16 protein-coding genes are annotated in these 19,992 nt (G+C 65.7%); 8 read left to right on the forward strand and 8 right to left on the reverse strand.

What is annotated here, in order from left to right; genetic code table 11:
* Positions 1-48 precede the first annotated feature (48 nt).
* The 5 genes from prfB (at position 49) to ACT4OC_RS05385 (ending at position 4,289) form a co-directional block, all read left to right on the forward strand.
* Positions 49-1,180, forward strand: a protein-coding gene (prfB, locus tag ACT4OC_RS05365) for a peptide chain release factor 2 (RefSeq protein ID WP_444837936.1) whose coding sequence is annotated in 2 segments (ribosomal slippage) — positions 49-117 and positions 119-1,180 — 1,131 coding nt in all. Because the reading frame shifts where the segments join, the coding sequence is not laid out codon by codon here.
* A gap of 3 nt (positions 1,181-1,183) precedes the next feature.
* Positions 1,184-2,053, forward strand: a complete 870-nt coding sequence (locus tag ACT4OC_RS05370) for an NAD(P)-dependent oxidoreductase (protein WP_444837937.1) — start codon at positions 1,184-1,186, stop codon at positions 2,051-2,053.
* A 73-nt stretch (positions 2,054-2,126) separates the two neighbouring features.
* Positions 2,127-3,032, forward strand: coding sequence for a DMT family transporter (locus tag ACT4OC_RS05375; protein WP_444837938.1), 906 nt, complete (start codon positions 2,127-2,129; stop codon positions 3,030-3,032).
* 79 nt (positions 3,033-3,111) lie between these two features.
* Entirely contained in the window at positions 3,112-3,795 is a 684-nt protein-coding gene (locus ACT4OC_RS05380; RefSeq protein ID WP_444837939.1) for a helix-turn-helix domain-containing protein, read from the forward strand.
* Positions 3,792-4,289, forward strand: a complete 498-nt coding sequence (locus tag ACT4OC_RS05385) for a cupin domain-containing protein (RefSeq protein ID WP_444837940.1) — start codon at positions 3,792-3,794, stop codon at positions 4,287-4,289. Before ACT4OC_RS05380 ends, ACT4OC_RS05385 begins: the two co-directional genes overlap by 4 nt.
* 32 nt (positions 4,290-4,321) lie before the next feature.
* On the opposite strand, the gene ACT4OC_RS05390 is transcribed toward ACT4OC_RS05385, so the two are convergent.
* The 4 genes from ACT4OC_RS05390 to ACT4OC_RS05405 form a co-directional block, all read right to left on the reverse strand.
* The gene (locus tag ACT4OC_RS05390) at positions 4,322-6,403 is read right to left on the reverse strand and encodes a carbamoyltransferase C-terminal domain-containing protein (protein ID WP_444837941.1); all 2,082 of its coding nucleotides are present in this window, start codon (positions 6,401-6,403) and stop codon (positions 4,322-4,324) included.
* Positions 6,404-6,648: 245 nt separating this feature from the next.
* Positions 6,649-7,098 carry an SRPBCC family protein gene (locus tag ACT4OC_RS05395; protein ID WP_444837942.1) on the reverse strand — a complete coding sequence of 150 codons (450 nt, stop codon included), beginning with the start codon at positions 7,096-7,098 and terminating at the stop codon, positions 6,649-6,651.
* A gap of 188 nt (positions 7,099-7,286) precedes the next feature.
* Complete coding sequence (locus ACT4OC_RS05400; RefSeq protein ID WP_444837943.1) at positions 7,287-8,633, reverse strand: peptidoglycan DD-metalloendopeptidase family protein; 1,347 nt, start codon at positions 8,631-8,633, stop codon at positions 7,287-7,289.
* Between the two features lie 123 nt (positions 8,634-8,756).
* Positions 8,757-9,446 carry a peroxiredoxin gene (locus ACT4OC_RS05405; RefSeq protein WP_444837956.1) on the reverse strand — a complete coding sequence of 230 codons (690 nt, stop codon included), beginning with the start codon at positions 9,444-9,446 and terminating at the stop codon, positions 8,757-8,759.
* Between the two features lie 204 nt (positions 9,447-9,650).
* On the opposite strand from ACT4OC_RS05405, the gene ACT4OC_RS05410 reads away from it, so the two are divergent.
* Positions 9,651-13,454, forward strand: a complete 3,804-nt coding sequence (locus ACT4OC_RS05410) for a hypothetical protein (RefSeq protein ID WP_444837944.1) — start codon at positions 9,651-9,653, stop codon at positions 13,452-13,454.
* Positions 13,455-13,469: 15 nt separating this feature from the next.
* Here the strand turns inward: ACT4OC_RS05410 and ACT4OC_RS05415 are convergent, their stop codons facing one another.
* Both ACT4OC_RS05415 and tyrS read right to left on the reverse strand, forming a co-directional pair.
* Entirely contained in the window at positions 13,470-14,720 is a 1,251-nt protein-coding gene (locus ACT4OC_RS05415; protein WP_444837945.1) for an MFS transporter, read from the reverse strand.
* Positions 14,721-14,791: 71 nt separating this feature from the next.
* Positions 14,792-16,045: a tyrosine--tRNA ligase gene (tyrS, locus tag ACT4OC_RS05420; RefSeq protein WP_444837946.1), complete on the reverse strand. Its 1,254-nt coding sequence runs from the start codon at positions 16,043-16,045 to the stop codon at positions 14,792-14,794.
* 171 nt (positions 16,046-16,216) lie between these two features.
* Between tyrS and ACT4OC_RS05425 the strand changes: the two genes are divergently transcribed.
* Positions 16,217-17,320 (forward strand): anhydro-N-acetylmuramic acid kinase, encoded by a 1,104-nt coding sequence (locus ACT4OC_RS05425; RefSeq protein WP_444837947.1) that lies wholly within the window; start codon positions 16,217-16,219, stop codon positions 17,318-17,320.
* 85 nt (positions 17,321-17,405) lie between these two features.
* Positions 17,406-18,080, forward strand: coding sequence for a glutathione S-transferase family protein (locus ACT4OC_RS05430; RefSeq protein ID WP_444837948.1), 675 nt, complete (start codon positions 17,406-17,408; stop codon positions 18,078-18,080).
* Between the two features lie 30 nt (positions 18,081-18,110).
* Here ACT4OC_RS05430 and ACT4OC_RS05435 read toward each other — a convergent pair whose 3' ends face one another.
* Positions 18,111-18,758, reverse strand: a complete 648-nt coding sequence (locus tag ACT4OC_RS05435) for an alpha/beta hydrolase (RefSeq protein ID WP_291609983.1) — start codon at positions 18,756-18,758, stop codon at positions 18,111-18,113.
* A gap of 253 nt (positions 18,759-19,011) precedes the next feature.
* On the reverse strand, positions 19,012-19,962 hold the full coding sequence (locus ACT4OC_RS05440; RefSeq protein ID WP_444837949.1) for a LytTR family DNA-binding domain-containing protein: 951 nt from the start codon (positions 19,960-19,962) through the stop codon (positions 19,012-19,014).
* Positions 19,963-19,992: the final 30 nt, after the last annotated feature.

Genomic DNA, 19,992 nt, shown 5'->3' on the forward strand with positions numbered 1-19,992 from the left:
TCAGCCGCTACATCCCCGCCAACCTTGCTGTAAGCGGCTGGAAGAATCATGCGCGCCGAAATCGAACGCCTTGTCGAAGAGATCAAGCAGTCAGTCGGGCTGCTGAGGAGGCATCTTTGACGTCGAGAAATCGACGGCCCGGCTTGCCGAGCTGAACAAGCTCGCCGAAGACCCCAATCTCTGGAACGACCCGCAGAAGGCCCAGAAGCTGATGCAGGAGCGCACCTCGCTGGAGGATGCGCTGTCCGGCATCGGCAAGGTCGAGCGCGACCTGCAGGACAATATCGACATGATCGCGCTCGGCGAGGACGAGAACGATGCGGGCGTCGTCACCGAAGCCGAGAACGTACTGAAGGAGCTGAAGAAGGAAGTCGCCCGCCGCGAGCTGGAAGCGCTGCTGTCGGGCGAGGCCGACAGGTTCGATTCCTATCTGGAGGTTCACGCCGGTGCCGGCGGCACCGAGAGCCAGGACTGGGCGCAGATGCTCTTGCGCATGTACACGCGCTGGGCCGAGAAGCACGGCTTCAAGATCGAGTATCTCGAGGAACAGCAGGGCGAAGAAGCCGGCATCAAGTCCGCCACCATCCAGATCTCCGGCCACAACGCCTATGGCTGGCTGAAGACGGAGGCCGGCGTGCATCGCCTGGTGCGCATCTCGCCGTTCGATTCCAACGCGCGGCGGCACACCTCGTTTTCCTCGGTGCAGATTTTCCCTGTCATCGACGACAGCATCAAGATCGAGATCAAGGAATCCGACGTTCGCACCGACACCATGCGCTCGGGCGGCGCCGGCGGCCAGCACGTCAACAAGACCGAATCGGCGGTGCGCCTGACCCACATCCCGACCGGGATAGCCGTGGTCTGCCAGGCCGGCCGCTCCCAGCACAAGAACCGCGCGCAGGCCTGGGACATGCTGCGTGCGCGGCTGTACGAGATCGAGCTGAAAAAGCGCGAGGAGCAGGCCGCCGCCGACCAGGCCGCCAAGACCGATATCGGCTGGGGCCACCAGATCCGCTCCTACGTGCTGCAGCCCTATCAGATGGTGAAGGACCTGCGGACGGGCGTGCAGACCTCCGACACTTCGGGCGTGCTCGACGGCGACCTCGACGAGTTCATGGCCGCGACGCTGGCGCAGCGCGCCTTCGGCACCGAACCCGGCGCGGTCGAGGACGTGGATTAGAGGATGCCGCGCGTCGCCTTCCTCGGTCTGGGGCGGATGGGCCATGGCATGGCCGGCCGCTACCTCGATGCGGGCTTCGAGGTAGCGGTGTGGAACCGCAGCAAGGCCAAGGCGGACGGCCTGATCGCGCGCGGTGCGCAATGGGCGGCCTCGCCAAAGGACGCCGCTTTCGACGCTGACGCCGTCGTCACGATGGTAGCCGACGATGACGCTTCGCGTGCAGTTTGGCTCGGCAAGCACGGCGCTGCCGCCAATATGAAGACGGGCGCGCTTGCGATCGAATGCTCGACCGTATCGCACCGCCACGCCCTCGACATGGCGCGCGAGTTGCGCTCCCGCGGCCTGATCTACATCGATTGTCCCGTCACCGGGCTGCCGGAAGCCGCGGCCGCGGGCAAGCTGACGCTCTTGGTCGGTGCCGATGCGGCCGATCTGGAGAGGGCGCGGCCCTATCTGGTTCCACTCGGCAGCACCATCCGCCATTTCGGCGCGGTCGGCACCGGCACCGTGTTCAAGCTGATCAACAACCTGATGGGCGCGGTGCAGATCGCAAGCCTCGCCGAGGGCGTGGCGATCGCCGAGCGCGCCGGGCCCGACATGAACCTGGTGGCGGATGCGCTCTCGACCGGCGCGGTGGCAAGCCCGCAGGTGATCCGCCACTCCAGGCGCATGGTGGCGCGCGATTTCTCCGGCGCTTCATTCACCGCAGCGCTGCGCCACAAGGATGCCGCCTATGCGGTGCAGCTTGCGGAAACGCTGCTGCCCGGCGTGCCGGTCAGTCGCGCCGCACTCGCGGCCTATGAGACGGCGAAGGCGAGTGCGCCTGACGACGATGAAGGCAAGATGATCGAAATCGTCTCGCGGCCGAAATAGCTCTCGGAAATCGGGTGGATGCCGGCCTTCGGTCAGTCCATCGTTTGCGCGATCTCATCAGGTACATGCGAGAATGACAGCCAGCGACGGCCGGATCGATGCGCGCGACTGGGCGCTGCTCGCGGCGCTGTCCGTGCTGTGGGGCGGCTCGTTCTTCTTCAACGGCGTGGTGCTGCTCGAATTGCCGCCGTTCACGCTGGTGTTTTTGCGCGTGGCGCTCGCCGCGGCCATCCTCTTGCCGGTGCTTTTCGCGCATCGGCTGCCGTTTCCAAAAGCGTGGTCGGAATGGCGGCCGTTCTTCCTCGTGGCCTTGTTCAACAACGTGCTGCCGTTCTCGCTGATCGTCACCGGGCAGACCCACATTCCAAGCGGGCTGGCCGCGATCCTCAATGCCACCACGCCGCTGTTCACAGTGTTGGTGATGGCGGCGGCCGGTGAGGAGAAGCTCATTGTCAGGCGCGTTGCCGGCGTCATCGTCGGCCTCGCCGGCGTCGTGATCCTTCGCGGCGGCGGGCTCGGCTTCGAGAGCGGGCAGGGGCTCGGCGTCCTGCTCTGCCTTGCCGCGGCGCTCAGCTACGGCGTTTCGGCGCTGATCGCGCGGCGCGCGCTGTCGGATTCACCGCCGCTGGCGACCGCGACGTTCCAGCTGATGGCGTCGAGCCTGATGATGGCGATCGTCGCCGCCATTTTCGAGCGGCCCTGGCATTTGCCTGTTCCGGGCGCGGTGACGTGGCTTGCCGTGCTCGGCCTTGCGGCGTTATCGACGGCGCTGGCCTACATCGTGTTCTTCCAGGTGTTGCGGCGTTCCGGCCCCACCAACGTCATGCTGGTGACGTTGCTCGTGCCGGTCACGGCCATCCTGCTCGGCGCGTTCGTGCTGGGCGAGCGGATCTCGCTGCGCGAGATCGCCGGCGCGCTGGTGATCGGCAGTGCGCTGCTGCTGATCGACGGACGCGTGCTTAAGCATTTCGGGCGTTAGCCGGCTGTGCGCAGCCGTGACTTGACATTTGCCTATTTGGCAATACGATTTGCCTTATAAGCAAATGGAGGAGCCAGTCGTGGTCTCGGCGGAAGCAGGCCGGCGCGCGCGCGAAGCGTCACGCCTTGCCGGGATCGGAGCCGTCATCCGCAGGGCCCGGTCGGCACGCGGTCTGACGCTCGACGAACTCGCCGGAATGGTCGGCCTGTCCGTGACATTTCTGTCGCGGATCGAGCGCGGGCTGGTCGCATGCTCGATCGGCAATCTCCTGGAAATCGCCGGCGCGCTTCAGCTGCCGCCGGCCGAGTTGTTTGCCGACATCGAAACGGAGGATCGCACGCGCGCCTATCGCGTGGTGCGGGCCATCGATGCGGTCCCATCGAAAGGCGCCGATGCGAGCTATGCCTGGTGCAAGCTCGCCTCGGGCATGGGGGAGCAGCGGCTCGAGGCTTTCATGCTCGAACTCTCGGCCAAGCCGCGCAAGCCGACGCTGGTCGCCCATCCCGGCGAAGAAATGTGTTTCGTCCTCGAGGGCAGCGTCGAATTCCAGGTTGGGGACGAAACCATCGCGCTCGCGCGCGGGGATTCGATTCATCTGCGGTCGGACGTGCCGCACATGGCGTGGGCGCGCGGTAACGGCGGTGCGCGCCTCCTGATGGTAACGGCAATCGAGAATCAGTCGGCCATCGCCGTCGAGTGGTGGAGCAATTTTGCGGGCAGGAAAGCCGAACGAGAGAAACCTGCAAAAGGGAGAGGAAAATGACTGCTGTGAGGAGCAAGGACATTCCCGATACGGCGAACGCGAATGCGGGGTTGACGACCGCACGCGAAGCATCGCGCAAGGATCACAAGCCTTACGAGGTGCGCCACTTCGACGATGTCGAGTGGGAGACGATCCGCTGGCCGGGCGAAACAGGCAAGATGCTGTTTCACCCGAGGCCCGAGCGTCCGACCGAGCCGAACGCAGGCATTTTGCGGCTGGAGCCGGGAGCCTATCACCCCGAGCACTATCACGGCTTCGCGCAGGTCTGGCACATCCTGCAAGGTGAGTTTTCCATCGACGGCAGCATGTACGGTCCGGGAACCGTGCTGTTCCATCCCGATCCTCACTTTGAAGGTGAATTCCGCACCGAAACGGGTGGAGAGATCTTCATCGTCCAGTACCCGGGCCCGACGACCGGTGAGCGCCCGATCTATAGCGGCCGCTTCAATATGGCCGAGCGCAAGGCGGTTGCGAGCGAACGCGTCGATCTTTGAGCGCGCGGTCCCGATCGCAGGGCAACAGCGAATTATCGAGGGGGCTGACTGGAGGCCGAAGTCGCCTTCCAGTCGGCCAACCACTTTCTGAACCTTCCGCTGTCGCGCTCGCCGCCATGCCAGGCGGCGTGCACGGTGCCGTCGTCGGCGACCATGATGACGGCATCGAGGCCCTTCGAACGCCGCAGCGTGTCGATCGCCTGCTGCGGTGTCTGCGCGATGGGGCCGGCGACGTTGAAGGACGTATTGACCGACATCTCCACGCCGACGCGTCGGCCCATCGCCTTCAGATAGGCGTAGGTGAGGGGATCGTCCGCTTCGTGCACGATCTGGAGGCGGCCGGTGCCGTCGGCATGGATCACCGCCGGAATTTTGTCGCGTGCGCCGGGCTTCGAGCGCGCCGTCAGCACCATGTAGTTATAGGCGTTGTAGTCCGCGTCCGACGCGCCGGGCAGCAGCTCGAAATATTGATGGGCCGCCTCCAGCGTTGCCATCGGCGCCAGCGGCCGGATCGCCTCGCGATATTTCACGCGCTCGTTCAGGCGTTCGCGCGCCGCGCCATCGCAGGGATTGGCCAGGATCGAACGGTGGCCGAGTGCGCGCGGGCCGGTTTCGGCCGCGCCTTGGTAGATCGCGATGACGCCGCTCTGCGCCACCGCATCGGCCATCAGACCGGCGATGGCGTTCCGGCCCTCCGCGGTCGAGACGTCGCCGATGCGTTCGGACGCTACGTCGTCCGCCGCGAGGGCCGCCGCGATATCGGCCGCCGTCGGCGGCGTGCCGCAATAGAAGGCATGCGTCATCGGCGCGCCGCGCGGGCTGCCGGCAAGATGGGCGAAGTGCCAGGCCGCGCCGATGACGACGCCGGGGTCGCCGGGCACCGGCGGCACCCACAGATGCAGCCTTGCTTTCCGGCCCTGATTCTTCTCGAACCACCCCTCGTCGAAATGTTCGAGCAGCCGCATGTTGCCGACCGCGTTCAGCGCGACGCCGCCGGTCAGCACCAGCCGGTGCGCGCCGGTGGTGCGCAGCAGATGATCGACGACGTGGATCATCGCATCTTCCAGCACCAGCTGCGTGGCGGCGGCCTTGTCGAGGCGGTCCTTTGTGTCCGGGCGGTGCTTGATGTCCTCGACGCGCAGCACCGCATCGGGATTCCACAATTGCTCGGGCTTGAGCGGCTCCCCGAGGATCTCGATCAGGGCCGGCTTGTACGGATTGACCGAGGGATCGTAGTACCAGTTTGCCATGGCGCGGTTGAGCTGGATTTCGCCGTTGCCGCCGAGATGCAGCACGTGCTTCAGCCGCGAGTAATACGGATTGCTGGCGCGATTCATGTCGCCCCACGCGGCGGCGCCCATGTAGCGGCCCTCGCTGGAAAGCCAGGTCCAGCCGCCCTGCGTCGACGAGATCACGCTGTAGAACATGCCCAGTGAATCGAACATGCTGCCGTTGCAGTAGAGCTGCTGCATCTCGCCGTTCTTCACGGCATAGAGCGAGACCGAGCCCGCATCGCCCGTGCCGTCGAGGACTGCGACCGCAACCGGCTCGCCGTCGTCGGCGAAGGGCGATGCCGCATACGAGAACCAGGCGTGGTTGCCGTGATGCGGCATGCAGATCAGCGGCACCGGATCGGCAAGGCCGAGTCGCTTGGCGAGAATGCGCGGCGAGCGCGTCATCTGGTCGAGCCGGCGGCGGTCGAACGCGGTCGCATCGGCAACGCCGATCAGCGCGAGGCCTTGCGGCGCCTCCTCGAGCACGCTGCGTGCCAGTGTGCCGGCCAGCGCAAAATAATCCCAGCTGGTCAGCCATGCCTCGATGTCGGCGACATCCCGTCCCCTGCCGCGCAAGGTGGCGACCATCGCGTCGATCGATTGCGCCGGATATTCCGTCGTGTGCTTGTTGCCGGAGAAGCGCTCTTCCTCGTTGTTGATGATCAGCCGCGGACCGTGCGCCTTCGTCACCTCCACCAGGGCGACGCCGGAATTATGCGTGCCGGGCAGGCCTAGACCGGCGAGATACACCGTCTCGCCGCGCGCGAGCTTGCCGCGAACCCGTCCAATCCGCTCGTTGGCGAAGTCGGAGCCAAGCTCGTGGAAGCCGGCCCTGCTCATCGTCTTTCGCGTCAGCCAGCGCGCGACGCGAAAGCCTGCAGCGCCAAGCCGGGGATGACGCGGTCCGACGCGTAGCTTCTGCCCTTCCAACCGATCTGCCTCAATATGAGATGCGGGATATCGGGCATACTCACCACATCTGGCTGTCCGCAACAACTCGTTTCGGCAGACCGAATCTGCCCGTTCTTGCCGGTCCGCAATGCGTCGGCGACCTCAAGCTTGAGAACGTCAAAGGCGGGAGAGAACTATCCCGGAATGTCGGGCTCCACCACCAGCGCCAGCTGCGCCAGCGATTGCTGCCAACCGAGATAGCAGGCTTCGACCGGGATTACCGTCGGCAGGTTTGTCTGCTCGATGTTGATCTCCGTTCCGCAGGAGACTGCCTTCAGCGTCACCGTGACCTCGATGACGCCGGGCAAGTTCGGGTCGTCGAAGCGGTCGGTGTAGCGGATGCGCTCGTTCGGCACGATCTCCAGATATTCGCCGCCGAACGAATGACCGTTGCCCGTGGAGAAATTCGTGAACGACATCCTGAACGTACCGCCGACCTTGGCGTCGAGGTGATGGACCTTGCAGGTGAAGCCATAAGGCGGCAGCCATTTGGCCATGGCATCGGCATCGAGGAAGGCACGAAACACCTTCTCCGGCTTGGTGGCGAGGACGCGATGCAGACGGACGGTGTTTCCTTGCGACATGACGAGGCTTTCTCCATGACCGAGCGGAGTGTATGGCACGACTAACTGGGTTGGCTCAGTCTCTGCTGCAAGGACGGCCGACCTTCGGGCAGCCCGACACGAGACTGGAAAAAATCTGCCGCCGGACTCGCGGCGGTTTGCGTCTGACGACGAAGAAATGATGCGGAGTTCCTGCGGAGCTGGCGGGACTAGCCGGAGCTGAGCCGCACGCCCGCGCGCAGGAATTTTTGCGGATCGACGGCGTCGCCGTCGATTCTGGTTTCGTAATGCAGGTGCGGACCCGTGGAGCGGCCGGTGGAGCCGACCGCGCCGATCACCTGGCCGATTCTGACGATTTCGCCGACCTTGACGTTGATCTCGGAGAGATGGCCGTAGCGGGTGGAAAGCCCGTTGCCGTGGTCGATCTCGACCATGCGGCCATAGCCGCCCTGCCAGCCTGATGTTACGACCTTGCCGTTGGCGGTGGCGCGCACGGGATCGCCGGTGGCGGCGCGGAAATCGAGGCCGGTGTGCATCGCGGGCCGGCCGAGGAAGGGATCGCTGCGCACGCCGAAGCCGGAGGTGAACTCGACTGCTCCGATGACGGGCTTGCGGTAGGGCACCAGCGCCAGCGTGCGGTTCAGCTTCTCGACCTGCACGCGGGTGACGTTGATGCGGTAGAGCTGGCGATCGAAGGCGGTGGCGTCGGAAGGGAGCCTTACGGGAACGAAGGGCCCGCCGACGGCGCTGCGGGGCGTCGCCGCTTCGAGCTGCGCCATGTCGAGGCCGAGGTCGCCGATGACGCCGCGCATGCGTCGCGCCCGCGATTCCAGACTATCTTCAACGGCAGAGAGCGCCGCCATTTGCTTCCGCTCGACCTGGTCGAGCGAGTTCTGCAGCTTGACCACAACATTGTCGAATCCCCGGACCTTGGCGAACTGGTTGGGTTGCGGTGCCGCCCGCGGCGCGCGCGATTCGAGGCGCGCTTCACGATCGGGCGGAGCGACGAAGATGACGGTGTCGCTGATCGGCGAGGGCTTTGGCGTACCCGCCGGCGGCTCGGCGGATGCGCCGCGGCCGGTGGGGCGAACCGACCCGGTGACCGAGCCATCCGGAATGGCGCCGAGTGCGGTGGCGCGCGATTCGAGCGCGGTCTGCCGGCGCATGATCTGGTCGAGTTTCTGGTCGAACTGTTCCTGGTCGAGCAACTGGCGGCTTGCGGTGCGATCGACGCGCGCGCGCAGCTCCGCGATGCGATCCTCATAGGCGTATTGCATCTCGGCCTGGCGCGCGATCAGCCGGGTCAGGACGTCGTCGCGGAACGCGAAATAGGTCGCGGTCGCCGCCGACCACATGCCGAGCAAGGTGACGGTGCCGACCCCGATCCAGAAGACCACCGGCCCGAAACGAACCTGCCTTCCCGCATGGGTGATGGTGTAGCCGGCCTGCTTTTTCGCCGGGTGCTGCGGCGTGGCGCGGCGAGGGGAAGTCCTGCCGTGATCCTGCGAATGGTGGCGCAGCTGGTACTCGGAATGATGACCGGATCGATGCGACATCGGCACTCCCGCGCCGGTCGGACAAAATTCCGTAACGGCTCAAATGGCGTGCCGATTTGAACCCGGTCATGGTTAATTTTCAGGAAATGGGAACCCGCAAGGGCCCCCGTCCGGCTCCGGGGCTCAGAGCGCTCGCGCGGCCTCCAGCACCGCCCCGGCGTGTCCATCGACCCGGACATTGCGCCAGATTCGGGCCACGTGGCCGTCCGCACCGATCAGAACCGTCGTGCGAATGATCCCCATGAAGGTCCTGCCGTACAAGGACTTTTCGCCCCACGCTCCATGCGCCGCCAGCATCTCATGCCGCTCATCCGAGATCAGAGGAACGGCAAGCTGGTGCTTGTTCCGGAACGCCTCCTGCGCCTTCACGGGGTCGGCGGAGACGCCGAGCACCGCCGTATCGGCCGCGTCGAAGTCGCGCTTCAACCCGGTGAAGTCGATCGCCTCCTTGGTGCAGCCGGGCGTGTCGGCGCGCGGATAGAAGAAGAGAACGAGCTTCCGGCCGGCGAAATCGGACAACGAGACGGAATCGCCGCCGTCGCGCGGCAGGCGGAAGGAAGGCGCCTTGGCGCCCTCGGTCAGGACCGGCTTGGCGACCGCCGGCTTTAACGGTTTGGACGCTGCTGTCTGCGATGCTTTGCCCGGAGCTCGTTTGCGGGAGGGGGCAGCGGCTTTCTGCGCTTTGGCCGCTCTGGTCCCGCCCGATTTTGCGGCGCGCGCTTTCGCCGCCTTTGGTGAGCGAACACTCGCCTGTGTGGCAGCGGCGGATTTGCCGGAAGGCCTGGAGGATTTCTTGCGCGTTTTCTTGGACATACGCCTTCCTTTCGACGCTTTCGGCGGCTCAACCAATGGGGTATTGCGGGTCTTGTTCGGCGGATGCGGATTCGCGCCACCTGCTGGGCAATTCTGATGACCTCGGAGTATGGTTACAAGGATTTCGAAGCATCGCCCGTCCGCTCGTTGAAGGACTCGTTGGGGCCGGCAACGGCTCATAGTAAAAACCGGGGATTGGCAGCGATGCCGGCACAGGAGCGCTCGATGGGGATCGACGGGCGCGCCCTTGGCGGCGAACCAACCCGCAAGCAGCGCCAGCACCGAGAGGCAATGGCAAGGAATTCGTCGCCCCAAGGGCCGGTCGGAGCTTCCCAGGCTGGAGGAGCTCAAGCCGGACCGTATCCCGGACCGCGCCAGGGCTCGCTGGGTCAGGGCTCGCTGGGTCAGGGCTCGCTGGAGCAGCCGACTCCACAGGCGAGGACGCGCGCCGGTGCGCAGCATCCGCAGTGGGACGAGGCCGGCTGGGACGAGCCGGACGAGGCGGCGGGCCATCGCGCGCGAAAGCTGCTGTCGGGTTCGGGCTCGGGCATTCACCGGATCGGCGACCGCGTCGGCGCAATGCGGCGCTGGATGATCGGCGAACGCTGGGTGAAGCGGCTAGCGGTCGCAGCGGCCGCACTCGCCGTCATCTTCGTGGTCTGCTTCGGCGGCTTGTGGTGGCGGCTCGGCGCCGGGCCGATCAATCTCGACATCGCCACACCCTGGCTTGCTTCGGCGATCGAGCAAAACATCGGTCACGGCAACACGGTCGAGATCGGCGGCACCCAGATCGAGCGCGCCGGACGCATCCGCATCGCCGTGCGCATTCGCGACATTGTCGTACGCGACCGCGACCAGGCGATTGTCGCTACCGCCCCGAAGGCGGAAGTGAAGCTTTCCGGCACCGCGCTGCTGATGGGCCGGCTGCGCGCCGAGAGCCTCAATCTGGTGGATGCCGAGCTCGCCATCCGCATCACGCCGGACGGCCGGGTCACGGTGTCGGCGGGCGATACCGCAAAACCGCTGGCCACCGGCGTTGCCTCCAAGAAGGAGGCTGGCCTGCCGGCCACATTCCCGCGCCAGATCCCTATGACGCCGCCGACGGCCGGGGCGGCTCAGCCGGCAACGACGGATTCCACGCAGGCCGGAATTCTGGCCGGCCTCGACTGGCTCGATAGCCTGAGCCTCACCGGCCTCGACGGACAGAACCTCAACGAGATCGGCCTGAAGAACGGCAATCTGCTGGTCGACGACCAGCAGCGCGGCAACAAATGGTCGCTTGAGAATATCAGCCTGAGCCTGCGCCGCCCGAGCAGCGGCGGCGTTGCGCTCAGCCTCGGCGAGCAGGGCGCCAAGCCGTGGTCGCTGAAGGTGACGGTCGGACCGCCCGCCAACGGCGTCCGCTCGGTCGACATCAAGGCCGACAAGCTGCCGACCGCCAACATCTTCCGGGCGATGCGGGTCAAGGATCTCACCTACAGCGCCGATCTGCCGTTGTCGGGAGAAATGAAGGGCGAGCTTGGCCGCGACGGCGTGCCGACCTATTTCCGCGGCAAGATCGTCGCGGGTAGCGGCTACATCATCGACAGCGACACGCCGGACTATCCGATGGCAGTCGATTCGGCGGAAATGAACGTCGAGTGGGATTCCAGCCGCCGCGTGCTGGTGGCCCCCTTCAAGGTCGTTTCCGGCCCGAACCGGGTGACGCTGCTGGCGCATCTCGAGCCGCCGAACGGCAACGTCAACGACTGGCAGGCCGGACTATCCGGCGGCACCATCGTGCTGCCGGGCGTCGAAGGCGAGCAGCCGCTGATCTTCAACCGCATCAACATCGGCTTCCGCTTCGATACCGACCGAAAGCGCGTGCTGCTGACCCAGGCCGATCTCTCCAATGGCGAGATCAGCGTCGCCGGCACCGGCGTGGTGGACTATTCCGGCGAGCCGCGGCTGCAACTCGGGTTTGCCGGCACGCCGATGTCGGCTTCCCAGCTGAAGCGCGTGTGGCCGATCCTGATCGCCCCGGAAGTGCGCGAATGGGTAATCGAGCGGATCGAGAAAGGCCAGTTGCAGCGTATCGACGTCGCCATCAATTCGCCGGTGCGCAATCTCTCGCGCAAGGGTCCGCCGATCCCCGACGAAGGACTTGCCGTCAACATCGTCGCCTCGGGCGTGACGGTTCGTCCCGTCGATCAGATGCCGGCCGTGCGCGATGCCGATCTCAAGGCGAAGGTCACCGGGCGCACCGTGCTCGTCACCATCGGCCGCGGCGTTGCCGACACGCCGGCCGGGCGCAACATCAATTTTACCGACTTCAGCTTCGAGGTGCCGGACATGGCGCCGAAGCCGTCGCCGGCCAAAGTCCGCGTCCGCGTCGATGGTCCCATTCCTGCGGCGGCCGAGATCCTCGCTTCGGACCGCTTAAGCGATCTCGCGGGCACGCTGGTCGATCCCAATGCGAGCAAGGGCAATTTCTCCGCCGTCATCAACATGGGCCTGCCGGTCAAGAATGCGATCACCAAGGCCGATACGACCTACAGCGTCACCGCCGATCTCACCGGCTTTGCCGCCGACAAGCTGGTGATGAACCAGAAGCTGGAGGCCAGCACGCTGAAGATCGCCGCCAGCAACGCCGGCTACCAGGTCAGGGGCGACGTCAAGATCAACGGGCAGGCGGCCGTGCTCGACTACCGCAAAGTGGCCGATGGCGACGCCGACGTCAGGCTCTCGGCGACGCTCGACGATGCGAGCCGCGCCCGGCTCGGCCTCGATCTCGGGTCGGCCGTGACCGGTGCGTTGCCGGTGAAGCTGATCGGCAAGATCGGCAGCGGCGATCACGACAGCCGGATCGGCGTCGAGGCCGACCTCACCGCGCTCAGGCTCGACAACATCCTGCCCGGCTGGGTGAAGGTGCCCGGAAGGTCGGGCAAGGCCACCTTCAACGTCGTGCAGAAGCAGCAGTCGACCCGCTTCGAGGACATCGTGGTGGAGGGCGGCGGCGTCTCCATCAAGGGATCGCTGGAAGTCGACCAGAACGGCGATCTCATCAGCGCAAACTTCCCGGTCTATTCGCCGACCGATGGCGACCGCACAACGCTGCGCGCCGAGCGAAACGCCGACGGCGTGGTGAAGGTGACGATGCGCGGCGACGTGTTCGACGGCCGCGGCTTCCTCAAATCGGCCGTGTCGGGGCGGGAAGCCGAAGCCAAGAGCAAGTCCAAGGCCATCGATTTCGACGTCGATCTCAAGCTCGGCGCGATGCAGGGCTTCAACGGCGAGGCGGTACGCAGCATCGATTGCAAGTTCTCGCGCCGCAACGGCACGATCCGCAGCTTCTCGCTCAGCGGCAAGCTCGGGCGTGACACGCCGGTCACCGCCGACCTGCGCGGCCGTGCGCAGGGACGCGAGGTGATCTATCTCGAGACCAGCGACGCCGGCGCCTTCTTCCGCTTCACCGACACCTATTCGAAGATGGTTGGCGGCCAGCTCTCGCTGGCGCTGGAGCCGCCGACATCGGAGCCCGGCCCCAGGGAAGGGCTGATGAATGTCATGAACTTCGCGGTCAAGGGCGAGGCGGCGCTGGAGCGCGTCGCGGCGGGCGGGGCGCCCGGCACGCCGGGCGGCGTGTCGTTCTCGCGGCTGCGCGCGGAATTCACCCGCAACAGCGGCCAGCTCACCGTTCGCGAGGGCGTCGTGAAAGGGCCGGCCATCGGCGCCACCATCGAAGGCAGCATCGATTATGTCGGCAACCAGGTGCGCATGAGCGGCACCTTCATTCCGATGTACGGGCTCAACAATATGTTCGGCCAGATCCCGATCGTCGGCATCTTCCTCGGTGCCGGCAGCAACGAAGGCCTGATCGGCGTGACCTATGAAGTCGTCGGCACGCCGGCCCAACCGGTGCTGCGCGTCAATCCGATCTCGGCCATGTTCCCGGGCGTGACGCGAAAGATCATGGAATTCAACACCGGCAAGCAGAACAACCCGGTGGAATTCCCGCCGAACAATTGAGCCGCGCGGCCCGCGCTAACGCCGCAGCGCCGGCACCACCAGGAACGGAATCATCCCGAGGATCACGTTGACCAGCGCGAAGGCGAGCAGCGCGTTGTAGCCGTGGGTGTAGTCGTGGATGACGCCGCCGAACCAGGCGCCGAAGCCGGAGCCGAGGCCGCTGCCGATCGCGATGGTGCCGAAGATCGTCCCGACCCGCTTGCCCTGGAAAAATTTCAGCGCGGTCGCCGTGATCAGCGGCCCGCGCGAGCCGATCATGCTGCCGAAGCAGACGACGAAGGCGGTGAGCAGCAGATAGTTCGGATACCACTGCAGCAGCCACAGGAAGAAGATGCCGAGAATTGAAACGGCGTAGCTGAGCAGCACCGACGGCCGGCGCCCGATGATGCCGTCGAGGGTGGAAACGCCGATCATGCCGAATACCAGCACGACGCCGGAAAAGCCCCAGGCGGTCGCGGCCTGCAGCGGCGGAAAGCCGGCGTCGATCAGGAAAGCGACGATCTGCGCCGAGATGGCGTACATGCCGGCCGCGGTGAAGAAGAAGGTCGAGAGCAACGCCCAGAAGACGTGATGGCGCATCGCGCTGCCGAGCGTCCACCCGCTGTCGGTCACCTCGGCCTGCGCCTTCTGCACGAGGTTCGGCGAGCCCCGCGCAAACAGCCGCCAGGGCAGCAGCAGCAGCAGCGGCACCACGAGGCAGAGCACGACGATGCCGAACCACTGGTAGGAGGACCGCCAGCCGATGTGGTCGATCAGGAGCTGCGAGGCCGGCAGCAGAACCAGCACGCCGCCGCCCATGGCGGAATAGACCACCGCCATCGCCGTCGGCAGCCGCGGCCCGAACCAGCGGCCGAGCAGGATCGAGTTCGGCACATTGCCGACCAGAGCGATGCCAAGTCCTACACAAAGACCAACGGTGAGCTGGAACTGCCACAGCGATTGCGCGTGCGAGGCGGCGAGGAATGCGCCGCCGAGCAGCATGAGGCCGAGCGCATAGACCGTGCGCGGCCCGGAGCGGTCGAACAGGCGGCCGACCAGCGGCGCGGCGAGCCCGCTCATCAGCCAGGACAGCGAATAGACCGAAACGACCTGCGCGCGGTCCCAGCCGAAATTTTCCGAGATCGGTTTGAGGAAGACCGTGAAGCTTTCGCCGAGGCCGCGGCCCAGCACCGACAGCGCAAAACACAGCGCCAGCACGTTCAGCGCCACGCGCGCCGGCTTCGGCGGCCTGGCCGTCACGTCCTCCGGCGGCGTATTCCGATCCATTGGGCGCAAAAGAGCGCTCTTTCCCGACAAAAGAGCAGGGGCCTTTTTCGAATGCGCCTATGCGCCGCCGGTCAGGCAGCGCGGAGCAGAACGTGACGCTTCTTGCCGAGCGACAGCTTGATCACGCCTTCAGCGGTCAGATTGGCCGGCGAGAGTGTCATCTTCTCGTCGGTGACCGCAACGTCGTTGACGCGCAGGCCACCGCCCTTGATCTGCCGCCGCGCTTCGCCGTTGGAGGCGACGAGCCCTGCCTTCACGAAAGCTGCGAGCACGCCGACCCCGGTATCGAGCTCGCCGCGCGCGATCTCCACCGTCGGCAGGTTTTCCGCGATCGCGCCTTCCTCGAACGTCTGCCGCGCGGTCTCGGCGGCCTGGTTGGCGGGGTCGCGGCCGTGGAGCAGGGCGGTTGCTTCGGTCGCCAGCACCTTCTTGGCCTCGTTGATCTCGCCGCCCTGCAGCGCCGCGAGCTTTGCGATCTCGGCCATCGGCAGGATGGTGAACAGCTTGAGGAACTTGACGACGTCGGCGTCCTCGGTGTTGCGCCAGTACTGCCAGAAGTCGTAGGGCGAGAACTCGTCGGCGTTGAGCCACACCGCGCCCTTGGCAGTCTTGCCCATCTTGTCGCCGGAGGCGGTGGTGAGCAGCGGCGTCGTCAGCGCGAACAGCTGCGGCGTGCCCATGCGGCGGCCGAGATCGACGCCGTTGACGATGTTGCCCCACTGGTCGGAGCCGCCCATCTGCAGCCGGCAGCCGGCGCGGCGCGACAGCTCGACGAAGTCGTAGGCCTGGCAGACCATGTAGTTGAACTCGATGAAGCTCATCTCCTGCTCGCGCTCCAGGCGCAGCCGCACGGAGTCCATGGTCAGCATGCGGTTGACCGAGAAATGCCGGCCGATGTCGCGCAGCATCTCGATCCAGTTCAGTTTCGTCAGCCACTCCGCATTGTCGAGCATGATGGCATCGCTATGCCCGTCGCCATAGCGCAGCACCTTGGAGAATACGCCGCGGATCGAGGCCTTGTTGGCCTCGATCTCCGCGATCGAGCGCAACGCGCGCGTCTCGTCCTTGCCGGAGGGGTCGCCCACCATGGTGGTGCCGCCGCCCATCAGCGTGATCGGCCGGTTGCCGCTCTGCTGCAGCCAGTACAGCATCATCATCGTGAGGTAGTTGCCGATATGCAGCGATCGGGCGGTGCAGTCGTAGCCGACATAGGCGGTGGCCTCGCCCCTGGCGGCGAGCGCGTCCAGCCCCTCGAAATCGGAGCATTGATGGATGAAGCCCCGCTCCTGTAAAATGTTCAGGAAATCCGATTTAAATGCGCTCATGTGTCGGCGACTCTGATCACTCTATTTTCACGGTTTTTCTTCACGTTAATTGTAACGAATTGCGGAACCCAATGCGAACGGGCTGCCGAGTCATCGTCCGCTGTGGCATTATAAGATGTGCTCCTTTGGCACAAGCAGGGCGTCCCGGGGTAGGCTCGTGAGGCCAATACGATGATGTTGACGGCACTCGGTTTGATGAGCGGCACCTCGCTGGACGGGGTGGACGTCGCTCTGATCGAAACCGACGGCAAGCGGGTCCAGGCTTTCGGCCCCAGCGGCTATCGCCCCTATACCGAGCGCGAGCGCGGCCTCCTGCGCCAGGCTCTGACTGAGGCGGTGCACCTGCCGTGCCGCGACGCCCGGCCGGGCATTTTGCGCGAGGCCGAGGAGGCCGTCACCAAGGCGCATGCCGAGGCCGTTGCCAGCTTCACCGCGCAGAACCGCATCAGCCCGGGAGAAATCGACATCGTCGGCTTCCACGGCCAGACCGTGCTGCACCGGCCCGAAAAGCGGATGACGGTGCAGATCGGCGATGCCGCTGCTCTCGCCAAGGCGATCCATATCCCCGTGATGCACGATTTCCGCGCCGCCGACGTCGCCGCCGGCGGGCAGGGCGCGCCGTTCGTGCCTGTCTATCACCGCGCGCTGGCGCAATCGCTGGCGCGCGAGGGGCCGATCGCGGTGCTCAACATCGGCGGCGTCTCCAACATCACCTTTATCGACGGCACGGACACGCTGATCGCCTGCGACACCGGCCCCGGCAATGCGCTGATCGACGATCACATGTTCCGCTCCATGAACCAGCGCTTCGACAAGGATGGCGAGCTTGCCGCCAAGGGGCGCGTGAACCAGGCCTGGGTGTCCCGTGCGCTGCAACTACCGTTCTTCGGCCTGAAGCCGCCGAAGTCGCTCGACCGCAACGATTTTGCGGCGCTGAAGGTCGCCGACATGGCGCCGGCCGATGGCGCGGCGACGTTGACGGCGTTCACGGCCGCCGCGATCGCCCGGATCGTGCCGCTGCTGCCGAAATGGCCGAACAGCTGGATCGTCTGCGGCGGCGGCGCGCGCAACCGCACCCTGATGCGGATGCTCCGCGAGCGGCTCGAGCCGGCCACCGTGGACGCTGCCGAGGTGCTCGGCTGGTCCTCGGATGCGCTGGAGGCGCAGGCCTTCGGCTTCCTGGCGGCCCGCGGTCTGAAGGGCCTGCCGCTGAGCTATCCCGCCACTACCGGCGTACCGATGCCGATGACCGGCGGGGTGATCGCGCGACCGTGAACTCGATGCAAATGCATCGACCTTGACGATTGTATGCAGACGCATGTAATTTGCATGCAGATGCATTGACCGTCGAGGATTCGCCATGGCCGCCCTGAAACTGATCAGCCACAAGCTCTGTCCCTACGTGCAGCGCGCGGTGATCGCGCTCACCGAAAAGGGTGTGCCATTCGAGCGGATCGACATCGATCTTGCGAGCAAGCCGGATTGGTTCCTGAAGCTGTCCCCGCTCGGGAAGGTGCCCGTCCTCGTTGTCGAGCGCGACGGCCGCGAAGTGGCGCTGTTCGAGAGCAACGTGATCTGCGAATACATCGAGGAGACGTTTGCGGGCATCAAGTTGCACCCGCAGGATCCGCTGACGCGCGCCGAGCACCGCGCCTGGATGGAATTCGGCTCCGCCATCCTCGGCGAATTGTGGGGACTGGAGACCACGACCGACCCGAAGGTCTTTGAAGGCAAGCGGCAGGCGATCGCGGCAAAGTTCGCGCGCGTCGAGGCGGCGCTCGGTGCCGGTCCCTTCTTCGCAGGCGACCGCTTCAGCCTGGTCGATGCGGTGTTCGCGCCGATCTTCCGCTACTTCGATGTATTCGACGAGGTCGCCGATCTCGCCGTCTTCGCCGATACGCCGAAGGTGCGGGCCTGGCGCGCCCAGCTTGCCAGACGGCAGAGCGTGCGCAGCGCCGTCTCGCCCGACTATGCCGATCTGCTGCGCGCGTTCCTCATTCGCCACGACGCGCACCTGCTCAAGCTCGCCGCGTGAGCACCACATCGCCGACGAAAGCCGCGGGGTTCAGCGCACGTTGGCGAGGCGCATGTCCAGGTAGCCGGTGACCGCTTCCATCAGCGGCTCCAGCTTGCCGTCGAAGAAGTGGTTGGCGCCGGGGATGACCTGCTGGTCGATCACGATGCCCTTCTGCGTCTTAAGCTTCTCGACCAGCGTGTTGACGTCCTTCGGCGGCACCACGGCATCCTTCTCGCCATGCACGATCAAACCCGAAGACGGGCAGGGCGCGAGGAACGAGAAGTCGTAGAGATTGGCCGGCGGCGCGATCGAGATGAAGCCCTCGACCTCAGGGCGGCGCATCAGAAGCTGCATGCCGATCCAGGCGCCGAAGGAGAAGCCGGCGACCCAGCAGGCGCGCGCCTCGGGATTGATCGCCTGCGCCCAGTCGAGCGCGGAAGCCGCATCCGACAATTCGCCGGTGCCGTGGTCGAACGAGCCCTGACTGCGGCCGACGCCGCGGAAATTGAAGCGCAGCACCGAGAAGCCGCGATGCGCGAAGGCGTAGTAGCACTGGTAGACGATCTGGTGGTTCATTGTGCCGTGAAACTGCGGGTGCGGATGCAGGATCATGGCGATGGGCGCGTTCTTCTGCTTCGCCGGATGGTAGCGGCCTTCGAGGCGGCCGGCAGGGCCGGTGAAAATCACTTCAGGCATTGCGATCCCTTGATGAACGCCGATCGATCAACCGGTCGGAGCGGACTTTTTTCGCAAGTAGCGCGAAGCAAGCGGCTCGTGAATTGGATAGCAGAGGCGCCGCCGGGCGGAAGCGGTGGAGCGCGTTCTAACATGACGCAAGGGGCAAAAAGCAAGGAAATTGTGCAGTCCGGCGGTCGGGAAGCCGCTTTATGAATTGTCCGTAAGGCACTGGAAATTCGTGGAAATTTCTTGAGGTCCGGAGCGACGGAGCTCAGGCGGATGCGTCGTTGCGCTCCAGCGAAGCAACCGCATTTCGGTAGCGCCGGCTGCCGCCAACCGTATGCCCGGAATCGAAGGTGAGGTCGAAATCGCCCGAGGGCTTCGACTGCACGCCGGTGACGCGGCCGAGATTGGCGAGCCGCGTGCGGTGGATGCGGGCGAGGTTGAAGCGGGACAGTTCGCTTTCCGCCGATGCCAGCGTGCCGCGGATCAGATGGCTGGAGCCGTCGGCGAGACTGTATTCGATGTAATTGCCGGCCGAGGAGATCCACAGGATGTCGCGCGGCTCGATGCGGATACTCTTCGTGCCGTCGCGCAGCCAGATCGTCTGCGCCGTGGAGGGCGGGCTGGCGGCCGGCGGCGGCGGTGCCACCTGCAACGCGCGCTGCGCCTCGCGCCTCGCATCCATCAGCCACATGCCGCCGCCGATCAGCACGCAGGTCACCACGTCCTTCCGGAACTCGTACAGCACGGTTGCGAGCGAAAAGCGGAAGTCATAGGCGCTGCCCGCCAGGAACATGATGAACTTGCGGAGCCACACCATTCCGGTGATGTGCACGGCCGAAAAGACGATGATGGTGGCGACGGCCAGCGCGATACGCATCGCCAGGACGGGTTCCCGGCGAATGCGCCGCACGATCGCCAGCAGCGCCGGCGTCAGCAGGATGATGACGGCAATGCTGGTCATGTCCCAGAGCAGGGGCGTCCTAGGGTCGTAGACCCCGCCGCGGCGGGCGATGTCGTCGGCGGTCGAAAGCGCGCCGACGACCCCGATGACAACGGCGACCGCGCTGACCGCCGCATAGATCAGCCAGTCCTCGCCGATCGTCCCGCGCAGCCAGCCGTTCGTCCCGGCAGACCTCGCTTCATCCCGCGCTTGCCCGTTTTGATCCCAAACCGGCTTCGCAGCGGGCCGATTGGGCGCATCCTTGACGTCGGTCATGAGAGTTCAGCGCAATTTTCGGAAGCACAC

It is taken from the genome of Bradyrhizobium sp. (assembly GCF_052389815.1).
Lineage (GTDB): Bacteria > Pseudomonadota > Alphaproteobacteria > Rhizobiales > Xanthobacteraceae > Bradyrhizobium.